Annotated in this window: 14 protein-coding genes and 3 pseudogenes; 9 read left to right on the top strand and 8 right to left on the bottom strand. The window is 60.4% G+C overall.

Annotation, left to right across the window (positions count from 1 at the left end; all coding sequences use genetic code 11):
- Positions 1 to 89 precede the first annotated feature (89 nt).
- The 4 genes from trmB to QMX98_RS23260 form a co-directional block, all read right to left on the bottom strand.
- Positions 90 to 815 carry a tRNA (guanosine(46)-N7)-methyltransferase TrmB gene (trmB, locus tag QMX98_RS23245; protein ID WP_083375541.1) on the bottom strand — a complete coding sequence of 242 codons (726 nt, stop codon included), beginning with the start codon at positions 813 to 815 and terminating at the stop codon, positions 90 to 92.
- 9 nt (positions 816 to 824) lie between these two features.
- A complete protein-coding gene (locus QMX98_RS23250; protein WP_010466815.1) occupies positions 825 to 1619 on the bottom strand; it encodes a thiazole synthase in 795 nt (264 codons plus the stop codon).
- Positions 1620 to 1679: 60 nt separating this feature from the next.
- Positions 1680 to 1880, bottom strand: coding sequence for a sulfur carrier protein ThiS (thiS, locus tag QMX98_RS23255; RefSeq protein ID WP_007897898.1), 201 nt, complete (start codon positions 1878 to 1880; stop codon positions 1680 to 1682).
- Between the two features lie 90 nt (positions 1881 to 1970).
- A complete protein-coding gene (locus tag QMX98_RS23260) occupies positions 1971 to 2342 on the bottom strand; it encodes a DUF423 domain-containing protein (protein ID WP_010466813.1) in 372 nt (123 codons plus the stop codon).
- A 74-nt stretch (positions 2343 to 2416) separates the two neighbouring features.
- On the opposite strand from QMX98_RS23260, the gene mtgA reads away from it, so the two are divergent.
- A complete protein-coding gene (gene mtgA, locus QMX98_RS23265) occupies positions 2417 to 3139 on the top strand; it encodes a monofunctional biosynthetic peptidoglycan transglycosylase (RefSeq protein WP_042932499.1) in 723 nt (240 codons plus the stop codon).
- Positions 3140 to 3339: 200 nt separating this feature from the next.
- Here mtgA and rpoH read toward each other — a convergent pair whose 3' ends face one another.
- From rpoH to ftsY, 4 genes are all read right to left on the bottom strand, one after another.
- A complete protein-coding gene (rpoH, locus tag QMX98_RS23270; protein WP_007897890.1) occupies positions 3340 to 4194 on the bottom strand; it encodes an RNA polymerase sigma factor RpoH in 855 nt (284 codons plus the stop codon).
- A gap of 113 nt (positions 4195 to 4307) precedes the next feature.
- On the bottom strand, positions 4308 to 5330 hold the full coding sequence (ftsX, locus tag QMX98_RS23275) for a permease-like cell division protein FtsX (protein WP_010466810.1): 1023 nt from the start codon (positions 5328 to 5330) through the stop codon (positions 4308 to 4310).
- A complete protein-coding gene (gene ftsE, locus QMX98_RS23280) occupies positions 5327 to 5998 on the bottom strand; it encodes a cell division ATP-binding protein FtsE (RefSeq protein WP_010466809.1) in 672 nt (223 codons plus the stop codon). Before ftsE ends, ftsX begins: the two co-directional genes overlap by 4 nt.
- Positions 5995 to 7494, bottom strand: a complete 1500-nt coding sequence (gene ftsY / locus QMX98_RS23285) for a signal recognition particle-docking protein FtsY (protein WP_282411439.1) — start codon at positions 7492 to 7494, stop codon at positions 5995 to 5997. The genes ftsE and ftsY overlap by 4 nt, the downstream gene beginning before the upstream one ends.
- Before the next feature lie 342 nt (positions 7495 to 7836).
- On the opposite strand from ftsY, the gene QMX98_RS23290 reads away from it, so the two are divergent.
- From QMX98_RS23290 to QMX98_RS23320, 8 genes and pseudogenes are all read left to right on the top strand, one after another.
- Entirely contained in the window at positions 7837 to 9192 is a 1356-nt protein-coding gene (locus tag QMX98_RS23290; protein WP_010466807.1) for a pitrilysin family protein, read from the top strand.
- A complete protein-coding gene (locus tag QMX98_RS23295; protein ID WP_010466806.1) occupies positions 9185 to 10675 on the top strand; it encodes an insulinase family protein in 1491 nt (496 codons plus the stop codon). The genes QMX98_RS23290 and QMX98_RS23295 overlap by 8 nt, the downstream gene beginning before the upstream one ends.
- On the top strand, positions 10675 to 11286 hold the full coding sequence (gene rsmD / locus QMX98_RS23300) for a 16S rRNA (guanine(966)-N(2))-methyltransferase RsmD (RefSeq protein WP_010466805.1): 612 nt from the start codon (positions 10675 to 10677) through the stop codon (positions 11284 to 11286). Before QMX98_RS23295 ends, rsmD (QMX98_RS23300) begins: the two co-directional genes overlap by 1 nt.
- Positions 11287 to 11433: 147 nt before the next feature.
- Positions 11434 to 12717: pseudogene (locus tag QMX98_RS23305) on the top strand (pitrilysin family protein); the annotation flags it as partial.
- Positions 12718 to 12792: 75 nt separating this feature from the next.
- Positions 12793 to 14115 (top strand): annotated as a pseudogene (locus QMX98_RS23310) (pitrilysin family protein); the annotation flags it as partial.
- Positions 14116 to 14214 (top strand): annotated as a pseudogene (gene rsmD, locus QMX98_RS35110) (16S rRNA (guanine(966)-N(2))-methyltransferase RsmD); the annotation flags it as partial.
- A 56-nt stretch (positions 14215 to 14270) separates the two neighbouring features.
- Positions 14271 to 15269 carry a hydrolase gene (locus tag QMX98_RS23315; protein ID WP_077747218.1) on the top strand — a complete coding sequence of 333 codons (999 nt, stop codon included), beginning with the start codon at positions 14271 to 14273 and terminating at the stop codon, positions 15267 to 15269.
- Positions 15270 to 15272: 3 nt separating this feature from the next.
- Complete coding sequence (locus QMX98_RS23320) at positions 15273 to 16112, top strand: AraC family transcriptional regulator (RefSeq protein WP_077747217.1); 840 nt, start codon at positions 15273 to 15275, stop codon at positions 16110 to 16112.
- Positions 16113 to 16189 lie beyond the last annotated feature (77 nt).

The following is a 16189-nucleotide window of genomic DNA, read 5'->3' on the forward strand; positions in this document are numbered from 1 at the left end:
CGATGACGTCATAACAATCAACATCTTCGTTGACTGTCAGACCGCCATCGCGAGCAGGCTCGCTCCCACAGTTTTTACAGCGTTACGGCTCAGGACTGTTTTTCGAACTTCAGGTCCCAAACGCCATGCCCAAGTCGCTCGCCGCGGCGTTCGAACTTGGTGATCGGGCGTTCGGTCGGGCGCGGGACGCATTTGCCGTCTTCGGCCAGGTTTCGATAACCCGGCGCGACGTTCATCACTTCCAGCATGTACTCGGCGTACGGTTCCCAGTCGGTGGCCATGTGCAGAATGCCACCGACCTTCAACTTGCTGCGCACCAACTCAGCGAACGACGCCTGAACGATACGGCGTTTGTGGTGACGGCTCTTGTGCCATGGATCCGGGAAAAACAGCATCAGGCGATCGAGGCTGTTGTCGGCCACGCAACGGTTGAGCACTTCGATTGCATCACAATCGTAGACCCGCAGGTTGGTCAGGCCCTGCGTCAGAACGCCATTGAGCAGCGCGCCGACACCCGGACGGTGCACTTCCACGCCAATGAAATCCTGTTCCGGCGAGGCCGCGGCCATTTCCAGCAGCGAATGGCCCATGCCGAAACCGATTTCCAGCGAGCGCGGCGCCGAGCGACCGAACACTTGGTCGAAGTCTACCGGCGCGTCGGCCAATGGCAGCACGAACAGCGGCGTGCCCTGGTCCAGACCGCGTTGCTGGCCTTCGGTCATGCGCCCGGCGCGCATCACGAAACTCTTGATGCGGCGGTGTTGGCGCTCGTCGCCTTCTTCCGTCTGGATTGGCGTGTCGTTTGATTCAGTCATCAATGGCTCTTACTTGATCAGACCATCCAGCGGCGAGGAGGCGCTGGCATAGAGTTTTTTCGGCATGCGACCGGCGAGGTAGGCCAGGCGGCCCGCGACGATGGCGTGTTTCATGGCTTCAGCCATCATGATCGGCTGCTGGGCGTGGGCGATGGCCGAGTTCATCAGCACGGCTTCGCAACCCAGTTCCATGGCGATGGTGGCGTCGGAAGCGGTACCGACACCGGCATCCACCAGCACAGGAATCTTGGCTTCTTCGAGGATGATCTGCAGGTTGTACGGGTTGCAGATCCCCAGGCCCGAACCGATCAGACCGGCGAGCGGCATGACCGCGATGCAGCCGATTTCCGCCAATTGACGGGCGATGATCGGGTCATCGCTGGTATAGACCATCACGTCGAAGCCTTCCTTGACCAGCGTTTCGGCGGCCTTGAGGGTTTCGATCACGTTGGGGAACAGGGTTTTCTGGTCGGCCAGCACTTCCAGCTTCACCAGATTGTGCCCATCGAGCAGCTCACGGGCCAGGCGGCAGGTGCGCACGGCTTCGATGGCGTCGTAGCAACCCGCGGTGTTCGGCAGGAAGGTGTAGCGATCCGGCGACAGCACTTCGAGCAGGTTCGGCTCGCCTTCGATCTGGCCCAGATTGGTACGGCGCACGGCGAAGGTGACGATCTCGGCACCCGAAGCTTCGATGGCCAGGCGGGTTTCTTCCATGTCGCGGTACTTGCCGGTGCCTACCAGCAAACGCGACTGGTAAGTACGACCGGCCAGGACGAAGGGCTTGTCGCTACGAACGATGCTCATGGGAAATCCTCTGTAGGGGTGAGGTTCTTGCAGAATTCTGTGCCCTTGCGGGCCGGGCGACTAGCCGCCGCCGATGGCGTGGACCACTTCGACGGAATCGCCATCGTTGAGCGTGGTTTCTGCATGCTGGCTGCGCGGGACGATATCCAGATTGAGTTCGACCGCCACCCGGCGTCCGGTCAGTTCCAGACGGGTCAGCAGGGCCGCAACGGTTTCACCGTCGGGCAGTTCAAGGGATTCGCCGTTCAACTGAATGCGCATACCGAATGCCGCCATCATTTTTAGGGGCTGGCATTCTAGCCCGATCAGTCTTGGCGACCCAAGCCATTCGTCATGAAATGGACTGCCCGGTCAGCTCAACCGCCAGGCGGCAAGCCCCAGGCAGAACCAGCCGACCAGGAATGCCAGGCCGCCGAAGGGGGTGACGATCCCCAGCTTGCTGACGCCGGTCAGGGTCAGCAAGTACAGGCTGCCGGAAAACAGCAGGATGCCGATGGCAAACGAGGCGCCGGCCCAAGTGATCAAGCGTCCCGGAATCTGCGTGGCCAGCAGCGCCACACCCAGCAACGCCAGGGTGTGCACCAGTTGGTAGGTGACGCCGGTATGGAAAATCGCCAGGTACTCGGGAGTCAGACGGTTTTTCAGGCCGTGGGCGGCGAACGCGCCAAGGGCAACGCCGGTGAAGCCGAAGAAAGCGGCCAGCATCAGAAAGCCACGCAGCATGAAGAACTCCAGTCAGACTCGATCCACAGGGTCTGTATAATGGCCCGCTCAACGGGTTCGGCCAAGTCATCTCTATGCTGCGTTTATTTTTAAGACGATTTACCAAGGCCGTGCTCTGGTTCGCGGCCGGCAGCGTGCTGCTGGTACTGATCTTTCGCGTAGTCCCGCCACCGGGAACGGCATTGATGGTCGAGCGCAAGGTCGAATCCTGGTTCGACGGCGAGCCCATTGACTTGCAGCGCACCTGGAAGCCCTGGGATGAAATCTCTGACGACCTGAAAGTCGCGGTGATCGCGGGCGAGGATCAGAAATTCCCGGAGCACTGGGGTTTTGACTTTGGTGCGATCCAGAAAGCCCTGGCCCATAACGAGCTCGGTGGTTCGATTCGCGGTGCCAGCACTCTGAGCCAGCAAGTCTCGAAGAATCTGTTTTTGTGGTCCGGCCGCAGTTGGCTGCGTAAAGGCCTGGAGGCGTGGTTCACCGGGTTGATCGAGGTGCTCTGGCCCAAGCAGCGGATTCTTGAGGTATACCTGAACAGCGTCGAGTGGGATGACGGGGTGTTTGGCGCGGAAGCGGCAGCCCGGCATCACTTTGGTGTGAGCGCTAAAGGTCTTAGTCGCCAGCAATCGAGCTTGCTCGCGGCGGTGCTGCCAAACCCGCGGGTGTGGAGTGCAAGCCATCCGACCAACTATGTTGCGCGTCGGGCCGGGTGGATTCGGCAGCAGATGAGCCAGTTGGGTGGCGATAGCTATCTGGTTGGCATCAATGATTCACGCCGGGCACCTTGGTCCCAATAACGAGTCCGAGACGACGCAAATCACCTGTAGGAGCGAGGCTTGCCCGCGAAGGCGGTATGTCAGCCAACCCCTTCATCGACTGATACACCGCCTTCGCGAGCAAGGCTCGCTCCTGCAGGAGGCGGCTTGTTACTAGTAGGCACACACAAAAACGCCCCGATCATCACTGATCGGGGCGTTTTTTATTGCCGCTTCGCAGGTCAGGCGGCGATCGACAACTTGAGCTTGTTCATCGCGCTCTTTTCAAGCTGACGAATACGCTCGGCCGACACGTTGTACTTCTGCGCCAGGTCATGCAGCGTGGCTTTCTCTTCCGCCAACCAACGTTGGTAGAGGATGTCACGGCTGCGGTCGTCCAGCACTTCGAGCGCTTCGTGCAGGTTGTGATTGGAGTTGTCGCTCCAATCAGCATCTTCCAGTTGACGCGCCGGGTCGTACCGGTGGTCTTCCAGGTAGTTGGCCGGCGACTGGAAAGCGCTGTCGTCGTCCGCTTCCGCGGCCGGGTCGAAGGCCATGTCATGGCCGGTCAGGCGACTTTCCATCTCGCGCACTTCCCGCGGCTCTACGCCGAGGCTTTCCGCCACACGGTGGACTTCCTCGTTGTTCAGCCACGCCAGACGTTTCTTCTGGCTGCGCAGGTTGAAGAACAGCTTGCGCTGGGCCTTGGTGGTCGCGACTTTCACAATGCGCCAGTTGCGCAGGATGAACTCGTGAATTTCCGCCTTGATCCAGTGCACTGCGAACGAAACCAGACGCACACCCATTTCCGGGTTGAAGCGCTTCACCGCCTTCATCAGACCGACGTTACCTTCCTGGATCAGGTCAGCCTGAGCCAGGCCGTAGCCGGAATAGCTACGGGCGATATGTACAACAAAACGCAGGTGGGCGAGCACCATCTGCCGAGCCGCCCCCAAATCCTGCTCATAATAGAGACTCTCGGCCAGTTCACGCTCCTGCTCCGGAGTCAGCAATGGAATGCTGTTCACGGTGTGCACATAGGCCTCCAGGTTCGCACCCGGGACCAGAGCATATGCAGGTTGCAAAGAATTGGTCATACGAAAAAACCTCCGACTTACATAACTCGTGCAGTTCAGCACTGCGAAAATTGACCGGAAACCGAAAGACAAGTTCCCATAAACGCTGAAAGGTCAATACGAGCAAAATGATACTACTTAGGCGCAAGCTCCCTCAGGTGGCGTGCGACTGCAATCCATGCACCGATATACCCCAACAGCACCGCGCCAAGCAAGAGAGACAGACCGTCGGCAACTGGCACTCCGGCCAGCGCGAAATCACTGCCATACAAACCGGCCAGCCCGACAACTGCGTCGTTCAGCCAATCAAGGCCAAACGCCAATACACCCCAGGAAAGAATCCCCGCACCGAAGCCATAAAGCGCCCCCATGTACAGAAAGGGCCTGCGCACATAGCTGTCCGTGCCGCCGACGAGTTTAATCACTTCTATCTCTGTGCGGCGGTTTTCAATATGAAGACGAATGGTATTGCCTATCACCAAAAGTAATGCAGAAACCAGAAGCACGGTCAGACCGAAGACAAAACGGTCACCCAGCTTGAGGATCGCTGCCAGACGCTCGACCCAGACTAGATCAAGTTGAGCCTGTTGTACCTTGGGCAGCTCGGAAAGTTTTTGTCGTAATGCTTCAAGCGCGGGCTTGTCGACTTCGTTCGGGGTCACCAGCACCACGCCTGGCAGCGGGTTTTCCGGCAGTTCCTTAAGCGCCTCGCCCAGTCCGGACTGCTGCTGAAACTCCTCCAGCGCCTGATCTCGGCCGATATATTCAGCATCCGCTACGCCAGGCATGCCTTTGATCTGCTCGCGCAACGACTCGCCTTCAGCCGGGCTGGCCTCGAGTTGCAGGTACAGGGAAATCTGCGCCGCTCGCTGCCAGGAACCGCCGAGACGCTCGACGTTACTCAGCAAAAGTGACAGGCCCATCGGCAAGCTCAGGGCGACCGCCATCACCATGCAGGTGAAAAAGCTGCCGATTGGCTGTTTACCCAACCGACGCAAGCTGTCCAGCAGACTGGCGCGATGGCTTTCAACCCAGGCACGAAACAACGTGGCGAAATCCGGGCCGTCGTCATCGTTGCGCTTTTTCTTCTGCGGTTGCGGATCGGCGGCTTTCGGCGCCACGCGCTCGGAAACCTTGGGGCTGCGTGTCGCACTCATACGCCCGCCTCCCCGTCGCCGATCAATCGGCCGCGTTGCAGGGTCAGCATCCGATGACGCATGCGGGCGATCAAGGCCAGGTCGTGACTGGCGATCAGCACGCTGGTGCCCAGGCGGTTGATGTCTTCGAACACGCCCATGATCTCGGCCGCCAGACGCGGATCGAGGTTACCGGTGGGTTCGTCCGCCAGCAGCAAGGCCGGACGGTGGACGATAGCGCGAGCGATGCCGACGCGCTGTTGCTGCCCGGTGGACAGGTCGCCGGGGTACAGATCGGTTTTATCCGACAGCGCGACACGCTCAAGCGCCGAATCCACACGTTTGACGATCTCGGCCTTGGACAGCCCAAGAATCTGTAACGGCAGAGCGACGTTGTTGAACACCGTGCGATCAAATAGCAGTTGGTGGTTCTGGAACACCACGCCAATCTGCCGGCGCAAGTACGGAATCTGCGCATTGCTGATGGTGGCGAGGTCCTGGCCGGCCAGCAGCAATTTGCCGGTGGTCGGACGCTCCATCGCCAGCAGCAGCCGCAACAAGGTGCTTTTACCGGCGCCGGAATGGCCGGTTACAAACAAGAATTCGCCCCGACGGACTCGAAAGCTCAGCTCATGCAAGCCGACGTGACCGTTCGGGTAGCGTTTACCGACCTGTTCGAAACGAATCATGAACGCTCCCGCTCGGCAAACAGTGCCTGGACAAAGGGTTCTGCTTCAAAAGTACGCAAGTCATCGATGCCTTCACCGACGCCGATGTAGCGAATCGGCAAACCAAATTGCTTGGCCAGGGCGAAAATCACCCCGCCCTTGGCGGTGCCGTCGAGCTTGGTCAGCGCCAGGCCGGTCAGTTCGACGGTCTGGTTGAATTGCTTGGCTTGGCTGATTGCGTTCTGGCCAGTACCGGCGTCGAGCACCAGGAGCACTTCGTGCGGCGCGTCGGCGTCGAGTTTGCTGATAACCCGGCGAACCTTTTTCAGCTCTTCCATCAAATTGTCTTTGGTGTGCAGGCGACCGGCGGTGTCGGCGATCAGCACATCAATGCCACGGGCCTTGGCGGCCTGTACGGCGTCGAAGATAACCGAAGCGGAGTCGGCACCGGTGTGCTGGGCGATGACCGGGATCTTGTTGCGCTCGCCCCAGACCTGCAATTGCTCAACGGCGGCGGCGCGGAAGGTATCACCGGCCGCGAGCATGACTTTCTTGCCTTCGAGTTGCAGCTTCTTCGCCAGTTTGCCAATGGTGGTGGTTTTGCCGGCACCGTTGACGCCGACCACCAGAATCACGAAAGGCTTGTTCTGCGAGGTGATTTTCAGCGGCTGCTCGACAGGCTTGAGCATCGCGGCGAGTTCAGCCTGCAGGGATTTGTACAGCGCGTCGGCATCGGCCAGCTCCTTGCGCGCAACCTTTTGGGTCAGGCGCTGGATGATGACCGAGGTCGCCTCGACCCCGACGTCGGCGGTCAGCAGACGGGTTTCGATGTCTTCGAGCAGTTCGTCATCGATGATTTTCTTGCCCAGGAACAGGCTGGCCATGCCTTCGCCAATGCTGGCGCTGGTCTTGGACAGGCCTTGCTTGAGGCGGGCGAAGAAACCGGCTTTGGTTTCTTCGCTACGCGGCGGCTCGGCCGGGACTTCGGCGGGAACTGCGGGTGCGGCGACTACCGGAGCAATGACAGGAGCAGGCGCAGGTGCTTCAACCACAGGAGCGACGAACGCAGGAATCACAGACTCTGGAACAACCTGCTCAGGCTCAGTCACGATAACCGGCGCGACAACCGGCTCAACCACCGGCACCTGAACGGGCTCGGGGGCAAACGCGGTCGGTGCAGGAATCGTCGGCGTCACATGCGGCGCCAGCTCATCTTCGACCAAGGCCACCGGCTCTTCCGCCACTGGCAACGTCAGCCACGGCTCTGGAGCGGGTGCCAGAGGATGCTCGGCAATGACTTCGGGTTCAGCCTCGGCGACCGGCTGCAGCACCGGCTCGGCCATCGGCAAGACAACCGGCGCCGGTGCTTCTTCTATTACCGGCGCGGGTGTTGGCTCAGGAATTGGCTGTGGCTGTTCGACGACGGGTTCCTGCGGCTTTTTGCGCAGCCATCCGAACAGGCTTTTCTTCTCGCCAGCCGCAGCTGGGGTCTTCTTGTCGTCGTTGGAACCAAACATGGAGGACGGCTATCTCACGGTAGCGACGCGCCAAAGGGCGCCCCGGCAAATAAATATTCGATGCAGAACAGACTGCGATTGACCCAGCTTGTTCACGCGCAACATTTTGTCGAGGTGCAAACAGCACCTCAAAGGCTGACTAATACGAAGGACTGGTACGGCATCTTCTGCGAAAACGCAGAGTTTAGCTGACAAAACCAAGGTTCCGCAGGTAACCCATGCAACCGTCCGGCCGATCAAAGGCCTGATAGACGTGGCCGCCAGTAAAACGGACCAGTATCCTAGCACCCTCTCGCCCGCCGACGCTAAGCCAAGCGGGCAGCTCAACAGGTTTAAAAACGAATGAATGCTTTAGCCCGCCGCGCTGCAGGCCTGCTGCTCAGCACAGTTTGTCTGCCCCTCTCGGCCCTGGCTGCCGATCCACAACCCACCCACGAATTCACTCTGGATAACGGCCTGAAGGTCGTTGTGCGCGAAGACCATCGTGCGCCCGTGGTGGTTTCCCAAGTCTGGTACAAGGTCGGCTCGAGTTACGAGACGCCGGGCCAGACCGGTTTGTCCCACGCCCTCGAACACATGATGTTCAAGGGCAGCGAGAAAGTCGGCCCCGGCGAAGCGTCGCTGATCCTGCGCGACCTCGGTGCCGAAGAGAACGCGTTCACCAGCGATGACTTCACCGCGTATTACCAAGTGCTGGCCCGCGACCGCTTGGGCGTGGCCTTCGAACTGGAAGCCGACCGCATGGCCACCCTGCGCCTGCCGGCCGACGAGTTCGCCCGCGAGATCGAAGTCATCAAGGAAGAACGTCGCCTGCGCACCGACGATAAACCGATGTCCAAGGCCTACGAACGCTTCAAGGCCATGGCTTTCCCGGCCAGCGGTTACCACACGCCGACCATCGGCTGGATGGCTGACCTGGACCGCATGAAAGTCGAAGAGCTGCGCCACTGGTACCAATCCTGGTACGTGCCGAACAACGCCACGCTGGTGGTGGTCGGCGACGTGACCCCGGACGAAGTCAAAACCCTGGCCCAGCGCTATTTCGGCCCGATCGCCAAACGCGATGTGCCAGCGGCGAAAATCCCGCTGGAACTGGCCGAGCCTGGCGAACGCCAGATCACCCTTCACGTACAGACCCAGTTGCCGAGCCTGATGCTGGGCTTCAACGTGCCGAGCATCGCCACCGCCGAAGACAAGCGCTCGGTGAATGCCTTGCGCCTGATCTCGGCCCTGCTCGACGGCGGCTACAGCGGACGCATCCCGACGCAACTGGAGCGCGGCGAAGAACTGGTGTCCGGTGGTTCGTCGAGTTACGACGCTTACACTCGCGGCGACAGTCTGTTTACCCTGTCGGCCACGCCGAACACCCAGAAAAAGAAAACCATGGCCCAGGTCGAAGCGGGCCTGTGGAAGCTGCTCGATCAGCTGAAAACCACTGCGCCGTCCGCCGAAGAACTGGAACGCGTCCGCGCCCAGGTCATCGCCGGCCTGGTCTACGAGCGTGATTCGATCACCAGTCAGGCCACCTCCATCGGCCAATTGGAAACCGTCGGCCTGTCCTGGAAACTCATGGACACCGAACTCGCCGACCTGGAAAGCGTGACACCGCAAGACATCCAGAAAGCCGCCAAGCTGTATTTCACCCGCGAACGTCTCAGCGTCGCCCATGTACTGCCACTGGAGACGACTCATGAGTGAGCGTAAAAAATCCCGTCTGGTCCTGATCGGCCTGATCGCTGTCGCCCTGATCGGCTCTGCTGCGTTCTATTTGTCGAAAAGCGAAGACTCCACGGCCAGCGAAGCCCTCGACAAGGCCAAGTCCAGCCAGAAGCTGCAATCGCTGAGTGAACTCGACGGCAAGGCGCCGAGCCACCGTTCGCTCGACGTACAGACCTGGAACACCGCCGAGGGCGCCAAGGTGATGTTCGTCGAAGCCCGCGAGCTGCCGATGTTCGACCTGCGCCTGATTTTCGCCGCCGGCAGCAGCCAGGACGGCAACGCGCCCGGTCTGGCACTGCTGACCAACGCGATGCTCAACGAAGGTGTGGCCGGAAAAGATGTCGGCGCCATCGCTCAAGGCTTCGAAGGCCTGGGCGCAGACTTTGGCAACGGAGCCTTTAAAGACATGGCACTGGCTTCCCTGCGCAGCCTCAGCGCCGCAGACAAGCGCGAACCCGCGCTGAAACTGTTCTCCGACGTCGTCGGCAAACCAACCTTCCCTGCCGACTCCTTTGCGCGCATCAAGAACCAGATGCTTGCCGGTTTCGAATACCAGAAGCAGAACCCGGGCAAACTGGCGAGCCTGGAGCTGATGAACCGCTTGTACGGCGATCACCCCTACGCGCATTCCAGCGACGGCACGGCGACAACCGTCCCGGCGATTACCGTGGCGCAAGTCAAGGCGTTCCACGAGAAAGCCTACGCAGCCGGCAACGTGGTGATTGCGCTGGTGGGTGATTTGTCCCGCGCCGAAGCCGAGGCGATTGCCGCGCAAGTCTCCAGCGCGTTGCCGAAAGGCCCGGCACTGGCGAAAATTGCGCAGCCTGAAGAACCGAAAGCCAGCATCGGCCACATCGAGTTCCCGTCCAAGCAGACCAACCTGATGCTTGCGCAACTGGGCATCGACCGTGACGATCCGGACTACGCCGCACTGTCCCTGGGCAACCAGATCCTCGGCGGCGGTGGTTTCGGCACCCGATTGATGAGTGAAGTGCGCGAGAAACGTGGCCTGGCCTACGGCGTCTATTCGGGCTTCACCCCGATGCAGGCACGCGGCCCGTTCATGATCAACTTGCAAACCCGCGCCGAGATGAGTGAAGGCACGTTGAAACTGGTGCAGGACGTACTCGCCGACTACCTTAAAACCGGCCCGACCCAGAAAGAACTCGACGACGCCAAGCGTGAACTGGCCGGCAGCTTCCCGCTGTCCACGGCCAGCAACGCCGACATCGTCGGCCAGCTCGGCGCCATGGGTTTCTACAACCTGCCGCTGAGTTATCTGAATGACTTCATGCGTGAGTCGCAGAGCCTGACTGTCGAACAGGTCAAAGCCGCACTGAACAAACACTTGAGCACGGACAAAATGGTCATCGTCAGCGCTGGCCCGACCGTGCCGCAAAAGCCGTTACCGGCCCCAACTGATAAACCTGCCGAGCAGCCGCTCGGGGTTCCGGAGCATTGATGGCCACTCGTCCTAAGAAACCTGTTCACAACGTCCACAACGGCGTGAACCAATTGCGCATCATCGGCGGCGAATGGGGCAGCCGGAAGCTGAGCTTCCCCGACGCCCCGGGCCTGCGCCCAACCCCGGACCGGGTGCGTGAAACCCTGTTCAACTGGCTCGCGCCTTACATCGCGGGCGCCAAGGTGCTTGATCCATTCGCCGGCAGCGGCGCGTTGTTCCTTGAGGCGCTGTCCCGTGGCGCGGCGATGGGCCAGGCACTGGACGCCAGCAACATCGCGGTCTCTAGCATCAAGGAACATCTGGGCACCCTGCGCTGCACCACCGGCCAGATTCAGACGGCCGATGCCTTGCGCTATCTGGAGACCCAGACCGCGACCGCCTACGACGTGGTGTTCCTCGACCCACCGTTCAATCAGAACCTGTTGCCGGCCGTTTGCACGCTGCTGGAAGAGCGCCAATGGCTGGCGGACGATGCGTGGGTGTACACCGAAAGCGAAACAGCACCCTCGACGCTCGGCCTGCCGGCCAACTGGCGCCTGCACCGTGAGCAGAAATCCGGGCGCGTCTACTATTCGTTGTGGCAGCGAAGCACTGAAATATCTTCTTAAAAGAGTAACCTGGACAGGTGAACCGCCTGTCCAGGGTGCCCTCCCGTTTTTTCAAACAGCAACATAACCAGTTTGCTTAGTTCTTTTCCTTTCGTTCACTGTGAACCTGCGAAACGACTCGCATGGACGCAAAGGACTGTTAACGGAATGAAAGCATCAGCTAACGAGACAACTTCCAGTTCAACTACCGAGTTCACACTCGACAATGGCCTCAAGGTCATCGTGCGCGAGGATCATCGGGCACCGGTGGTAGCTTCCCAGGTCTGGTACAAGGTCGGCGCCAGCTACGAGCCTCCGGGTCAGACCGGCTTGTCCCACGCTCTGGAACACATGATGTTCATGGGCAGCAAAAAAGTCGGCCCAGGCAAAATCTTGCCGCTCCTGCGCGAGCTCGGTATCCAATTCAACGCCTTCACCAGCAGCGACTCCACCGCGTACTACCAGACGCTGGCTCGAGATCGTCTGAGCGTGGCCTTCGAACTGGAAGCGGACCGCATGGCCAATCTGCTCCTGCCGGTCGACGAGTTCGTCCGGGAGATTGAAGTCATTAAAGAAGAACGTCGCCTGACCACTGATGACAAACCAATGGACAATGCCTACGAACGCTTCAAAGCGATGGCCTACCCGTCCAGCGGTTATCACACGCCGACCATCGGCTGGATGGCGGACCTCGACCGGATGAAGATCGAAGAGCTGCGCCACTGGTATCAATCCTGGTATGCGCCGAACAACGCCACGCTGGTGGTGGTCGGCGACGTGACCCCGCACGAAGTCAAAGCCCAGGCCCAGCGCTACTTCGGCGCGATCGCCAGACGCGATGTGCCGGCCGCGAAAAGACCGCTGGAACTGGCCAAGCCCGGCCAACGCCAAATCACTCTGCACGTGAAGACCCCACTGCCCAGCTTGATGCTGGCCTTCAACGTGCCGAGCATCGCCACCGCCGAAGACAAACGCTCAGTGAATGCCTTGCGTATGATTTCGGCCCTGCTCGGCAACGGCCACAGCTCACGCATCCCAATGCAACTGCAACGCGTTGAAGAGCTGGTGTCCGACGGTTCGTCGAGTTATAGCGCTTACACCCGGGGTGACAGCCTGTTCCTCCTGTCGGCAACACCCAACAGCCGTAAAAACAAAACCATCGCCCAGGCCGAAGCCGGTTTGTGGAGGCTGCTCGAACAGCTGAAAATCACTGCGCCGTCCACTGAAGAACTGGGACGCGTACGCGCGCAGGTCATCGCCGGGCTGGTTTACGAGCGCGACTCAATCACCCGCCAGGCCACCGCTATCGGTCGACTGGAAACCTTCGGCCTGTCGTGGAAACTGATGGACACCGAACTGGCCGAACTGGAAAGCGTAACGCCAGAAGACATCCAGAAAGCCGCCAAGCTGTATTTCACCCGCGAGCGGCTCAGCGTCGCCCATGTACTGCCAATGGAGGTGAATAAAGAGGATGGGGATGAGTCCGGCGCCGGCAAAGTACCAGACAAGGAAAACTCCGACCAAGGGCTGCAATCGCTGGCTGAGCTCGACGGTCAGGCGCCAAGTCCCCGCACGCTTGATATTCAGGCTTGGAATACTGCCGAAGGCGCCAAAGTGTTGTTCGCCGAAGCCCGAGGGTTACCGATGTTCGACATGCGCCTGACCTTCGCAGCCGGCAGCAGCCAGGATGGAGGCACTCCGGGTCTGGCCATGCTGACAAACTTGATGCTCAACGAAGGTGTCGCCGGCAGGGATGCCAACGCTATTGCCCAAGATTTCGAAAGCCTGGGCGCACAGTATGCCCCCAGCACTGGTCTGGATACGGCGCAGGTCTCCCTGCGCTGCCTCAGCGCCAAGGATAAACGCGATCCGGCATTGACACTCTTCGCCGAAGTCGCAGGCAAGCCGACCTTCCCTGGCGATTCGTATGCACGCCTTCGCAATCAGACCCTCGCCGCTTTCGTAGATAAGCAGCATGACCCGAGCAAACTGGCGAGCCTTGAGTTGATGAACCGTCTGTATGGCGATCATCCTTACGCGCACGCCAGCGATGGCATGGCGCAAGCCATTCAGTCCGTCACCCCGACACAGCTGCGCGCGTTCCACGAAAAAGCCTACGCGGCTGGCAACGTGGTGATCGCGTTGGTGGGCGACTTGTCCCGTGCCGAAGCTGAAGCCATTGCCGCGCAGGTATCCGCTACCCTGCCCCAAGGCCCGGCCCTGGCGAAAATCCCGCAACCGATCGAACCCAACGCCAGCATCAGCCACATCGAATTCCCATCGAAACAGACCATTCTGATGCTCGCGCAACTGGGCATCGACCGTGACAATCCAGACTACGCGGCACTGTCCATGGGCAATCAGATCCTTGGCGGCGGCTTTGGCACTCGACTGATGAGCGAAGTGCGCGAGAAACGTGGCCTGACTTACGGCGTGGTTTCGACCTTCACCCCGATGCAGGCGCGCGGTCCGTTCATGATCAAGTTGCAGACCCGCTCCGAAATGAGCGAAGGCACTCTGAAACTGGTACAGGACGTGCTCGCCGACTACCTTAAAACCGGCCCGACCGAAAAAGAACTTGATGATGCCAAGCGCGAGTTGGCTGGCAGCTTCCCGCAGTCCACTGCCAGCAACGCGCAAATCGTCTCGAAACTGGCGTCCATCGGCTTTTATAACCTGCCGTTGAATCACCTGGACGACTTCATGCAGCAGTCCCAGCGTCTAACCGTAGAGCAAGTCAAAAGCGCATTGAACAAACACCTGAGCATGGACAAATTAGTCATCATCAGCACAGGACCGACCGTCCCGCAAAAGCCATTGCCGGAGCCTACTGGCAAACCTTCCAGGTAATCGCTCAAACTGTCAGGAAACCTGCACCGCATCGGAAAGCAGAAATCCGGGCAGGTGTCTTACGCGTTGTGGCAACGTATGGCAGAGATCGCCGGTTAACCGACCGGCCTGAAAAAGGTGCGCACCGGTTGCGCACCGCTGCATCGAGAGCAATCGTGTCCTTTCCGTCAGAACGCTTCACCCCCGCCTTCGGCCTCGGCAACCCGCACCTGCAAACCTTGTGGGGACCGCTGTGGCGCAAAACCACGCACATCGAACGCGAGCGCGAACGCTTGTGGCTTGAGGATGGCGACTTTCTCGATATGGACTGGCACGGCCCGCACACTGCCGATGCGCCGCTGGTGCTGGTGCTGCACGGGCTGACCGGCTCTTCGAATTCGCCCTACGTGGCCGGTGTGCAAAAGGCGTTCGCTGCCCAGGGCTGGGCCAGCGTCGCGCTGAACTGGCGCGGTTGCTCCGGCGAGCCGAATCTGTTGCCACGCAGCTATCATTCCGGCGCCAGTGAAGACCTGGCCGAAGCCATCAGGCACCTGCGGGCCAAGCGCCCTCTCGCACCGCTGTATGCGGTCGGCTATTCCCTGGGCGGCAATGTCTTGCTCAAGCATTTGGGCGAGACCGGCAGTGACAGCGGCGTGTCAGGCGCGGTGGCGGTGTCGGTGCCGTTTCGTCTCGATCAATGCGCTGATCGCATCGGGCAAGGTTTCTCGAAGGTCTATCAGGCGCATTTCATGCGCGAGATGGTGGCCTACATCAAAAACAAGCAGCGCCAGTTTCAACATGACGGGCGCGAGGATGGACTGGCGGCGTTGGCGGCACTGGGCTCGCTGGAGAACATGCGCACCTTCTGGGATTTCGACGGCCGGGTCACGGCGCCGCTGAACGGTTTCGTCGATGCCGAGGATTACTATCGCCGCGCTTCGAGCCGGTATTTCCTTGGAGAAATTCGCACACCGACCCTGATCATTCAGGCGGCCGACGACCCCTTCGTGTTCCCCCATAGCCTGCCGCAGGCGATGGAGCTGTCCGCCTCCACTCAATTCGAGTTGCAAGCCAAGGGCGGGCATGTCGGTTTTGTCGATGGCTCGTTCCGCCAGCCAGGTTATTACCTGGAACGCCGCATTCCGCAGTGGCTGAGCGCCGTGGGTCGCGGGTAAGCCATGGATGCCGACCAAGGCGAGTCGATCCGATTCTGGCAAACGGCGCCATTGGCCGGCGTCGAGTTATTGTCCGCGCGCTACATCGAACATCGCTTCGCGCCCCACGTGCATGACGGTTATGTGATCGGCATGATCATGGCCGGCGCCCAGCGCTACCGCTATCGCGGCGCCGAACACCTGGCCGGCAGCGGCACGCTGGTGTTGATCAATCCTGATGAACTGCACACCGGCCACAAAGGGACGGAGGATGGCTGGTTGTACCGGGCGTTTTATCCGGACAGCGGGCAGATTCTCTCGCTGCTGGACGAACTGGAGCTGCCGACCAACAACCTGCCGGGGTTTGGCGCGACGTTGTATCGCGACCCGGATCTGGTGAAGGGGTTCTGCCAACTGCATCGCTTGCTGGAAAGTCCGTCCACCGCCTTGCAACAGCAAATGGTCTGGCGCGAGATGATGCTGTTGCTGCTACAACGTCACGCCGCCGTGCCGATCGCCGGCAAACCCGGCAAGGAGCACCGGGCGGTGACGCTGGCCAAGGATGTGCTGCATGCACAATTGGCGGCGCCGCCCTCGCTGGAAGAACTGGCGGCACTGGTCAACCTTTCACCGTTCCACTTCGCCCGGGTCTTTCGCCGCGCCACGGGCATGCCGCCGCATACCTGGCTGATGCAGCAACGCATCGCGCAGGCAAGGGCGCTGTTACAGAACGGATGTTTGCCGCTGGAGGTCGCGATGCAATTGGGGTTTGCCGACCAGAGTCATCTGAGTCGGCAGTTCAAGCAGGTTTACGGGGTTGGGCCGGGGGCGTATCGCAGCGCCCGGCAATTATCAGGAAGTTGAGCTCGACACAGGTCCAAAAGTGGGAGCGAGCCTGCTCGCGATGGCGGCGGGTCAGTCAGCAATGATGTTGACTGACA

Source organism: Pseudomonas sp. PS02303, from assembly GCF_029959925.1.
Lineage (GTDB): Bacteria > Pseudomonadota > Gammaproteobacteria > Pseudomonadales > Pseudomonadaceae > Aquipseudomonas > Aquipseudomonas mandelii.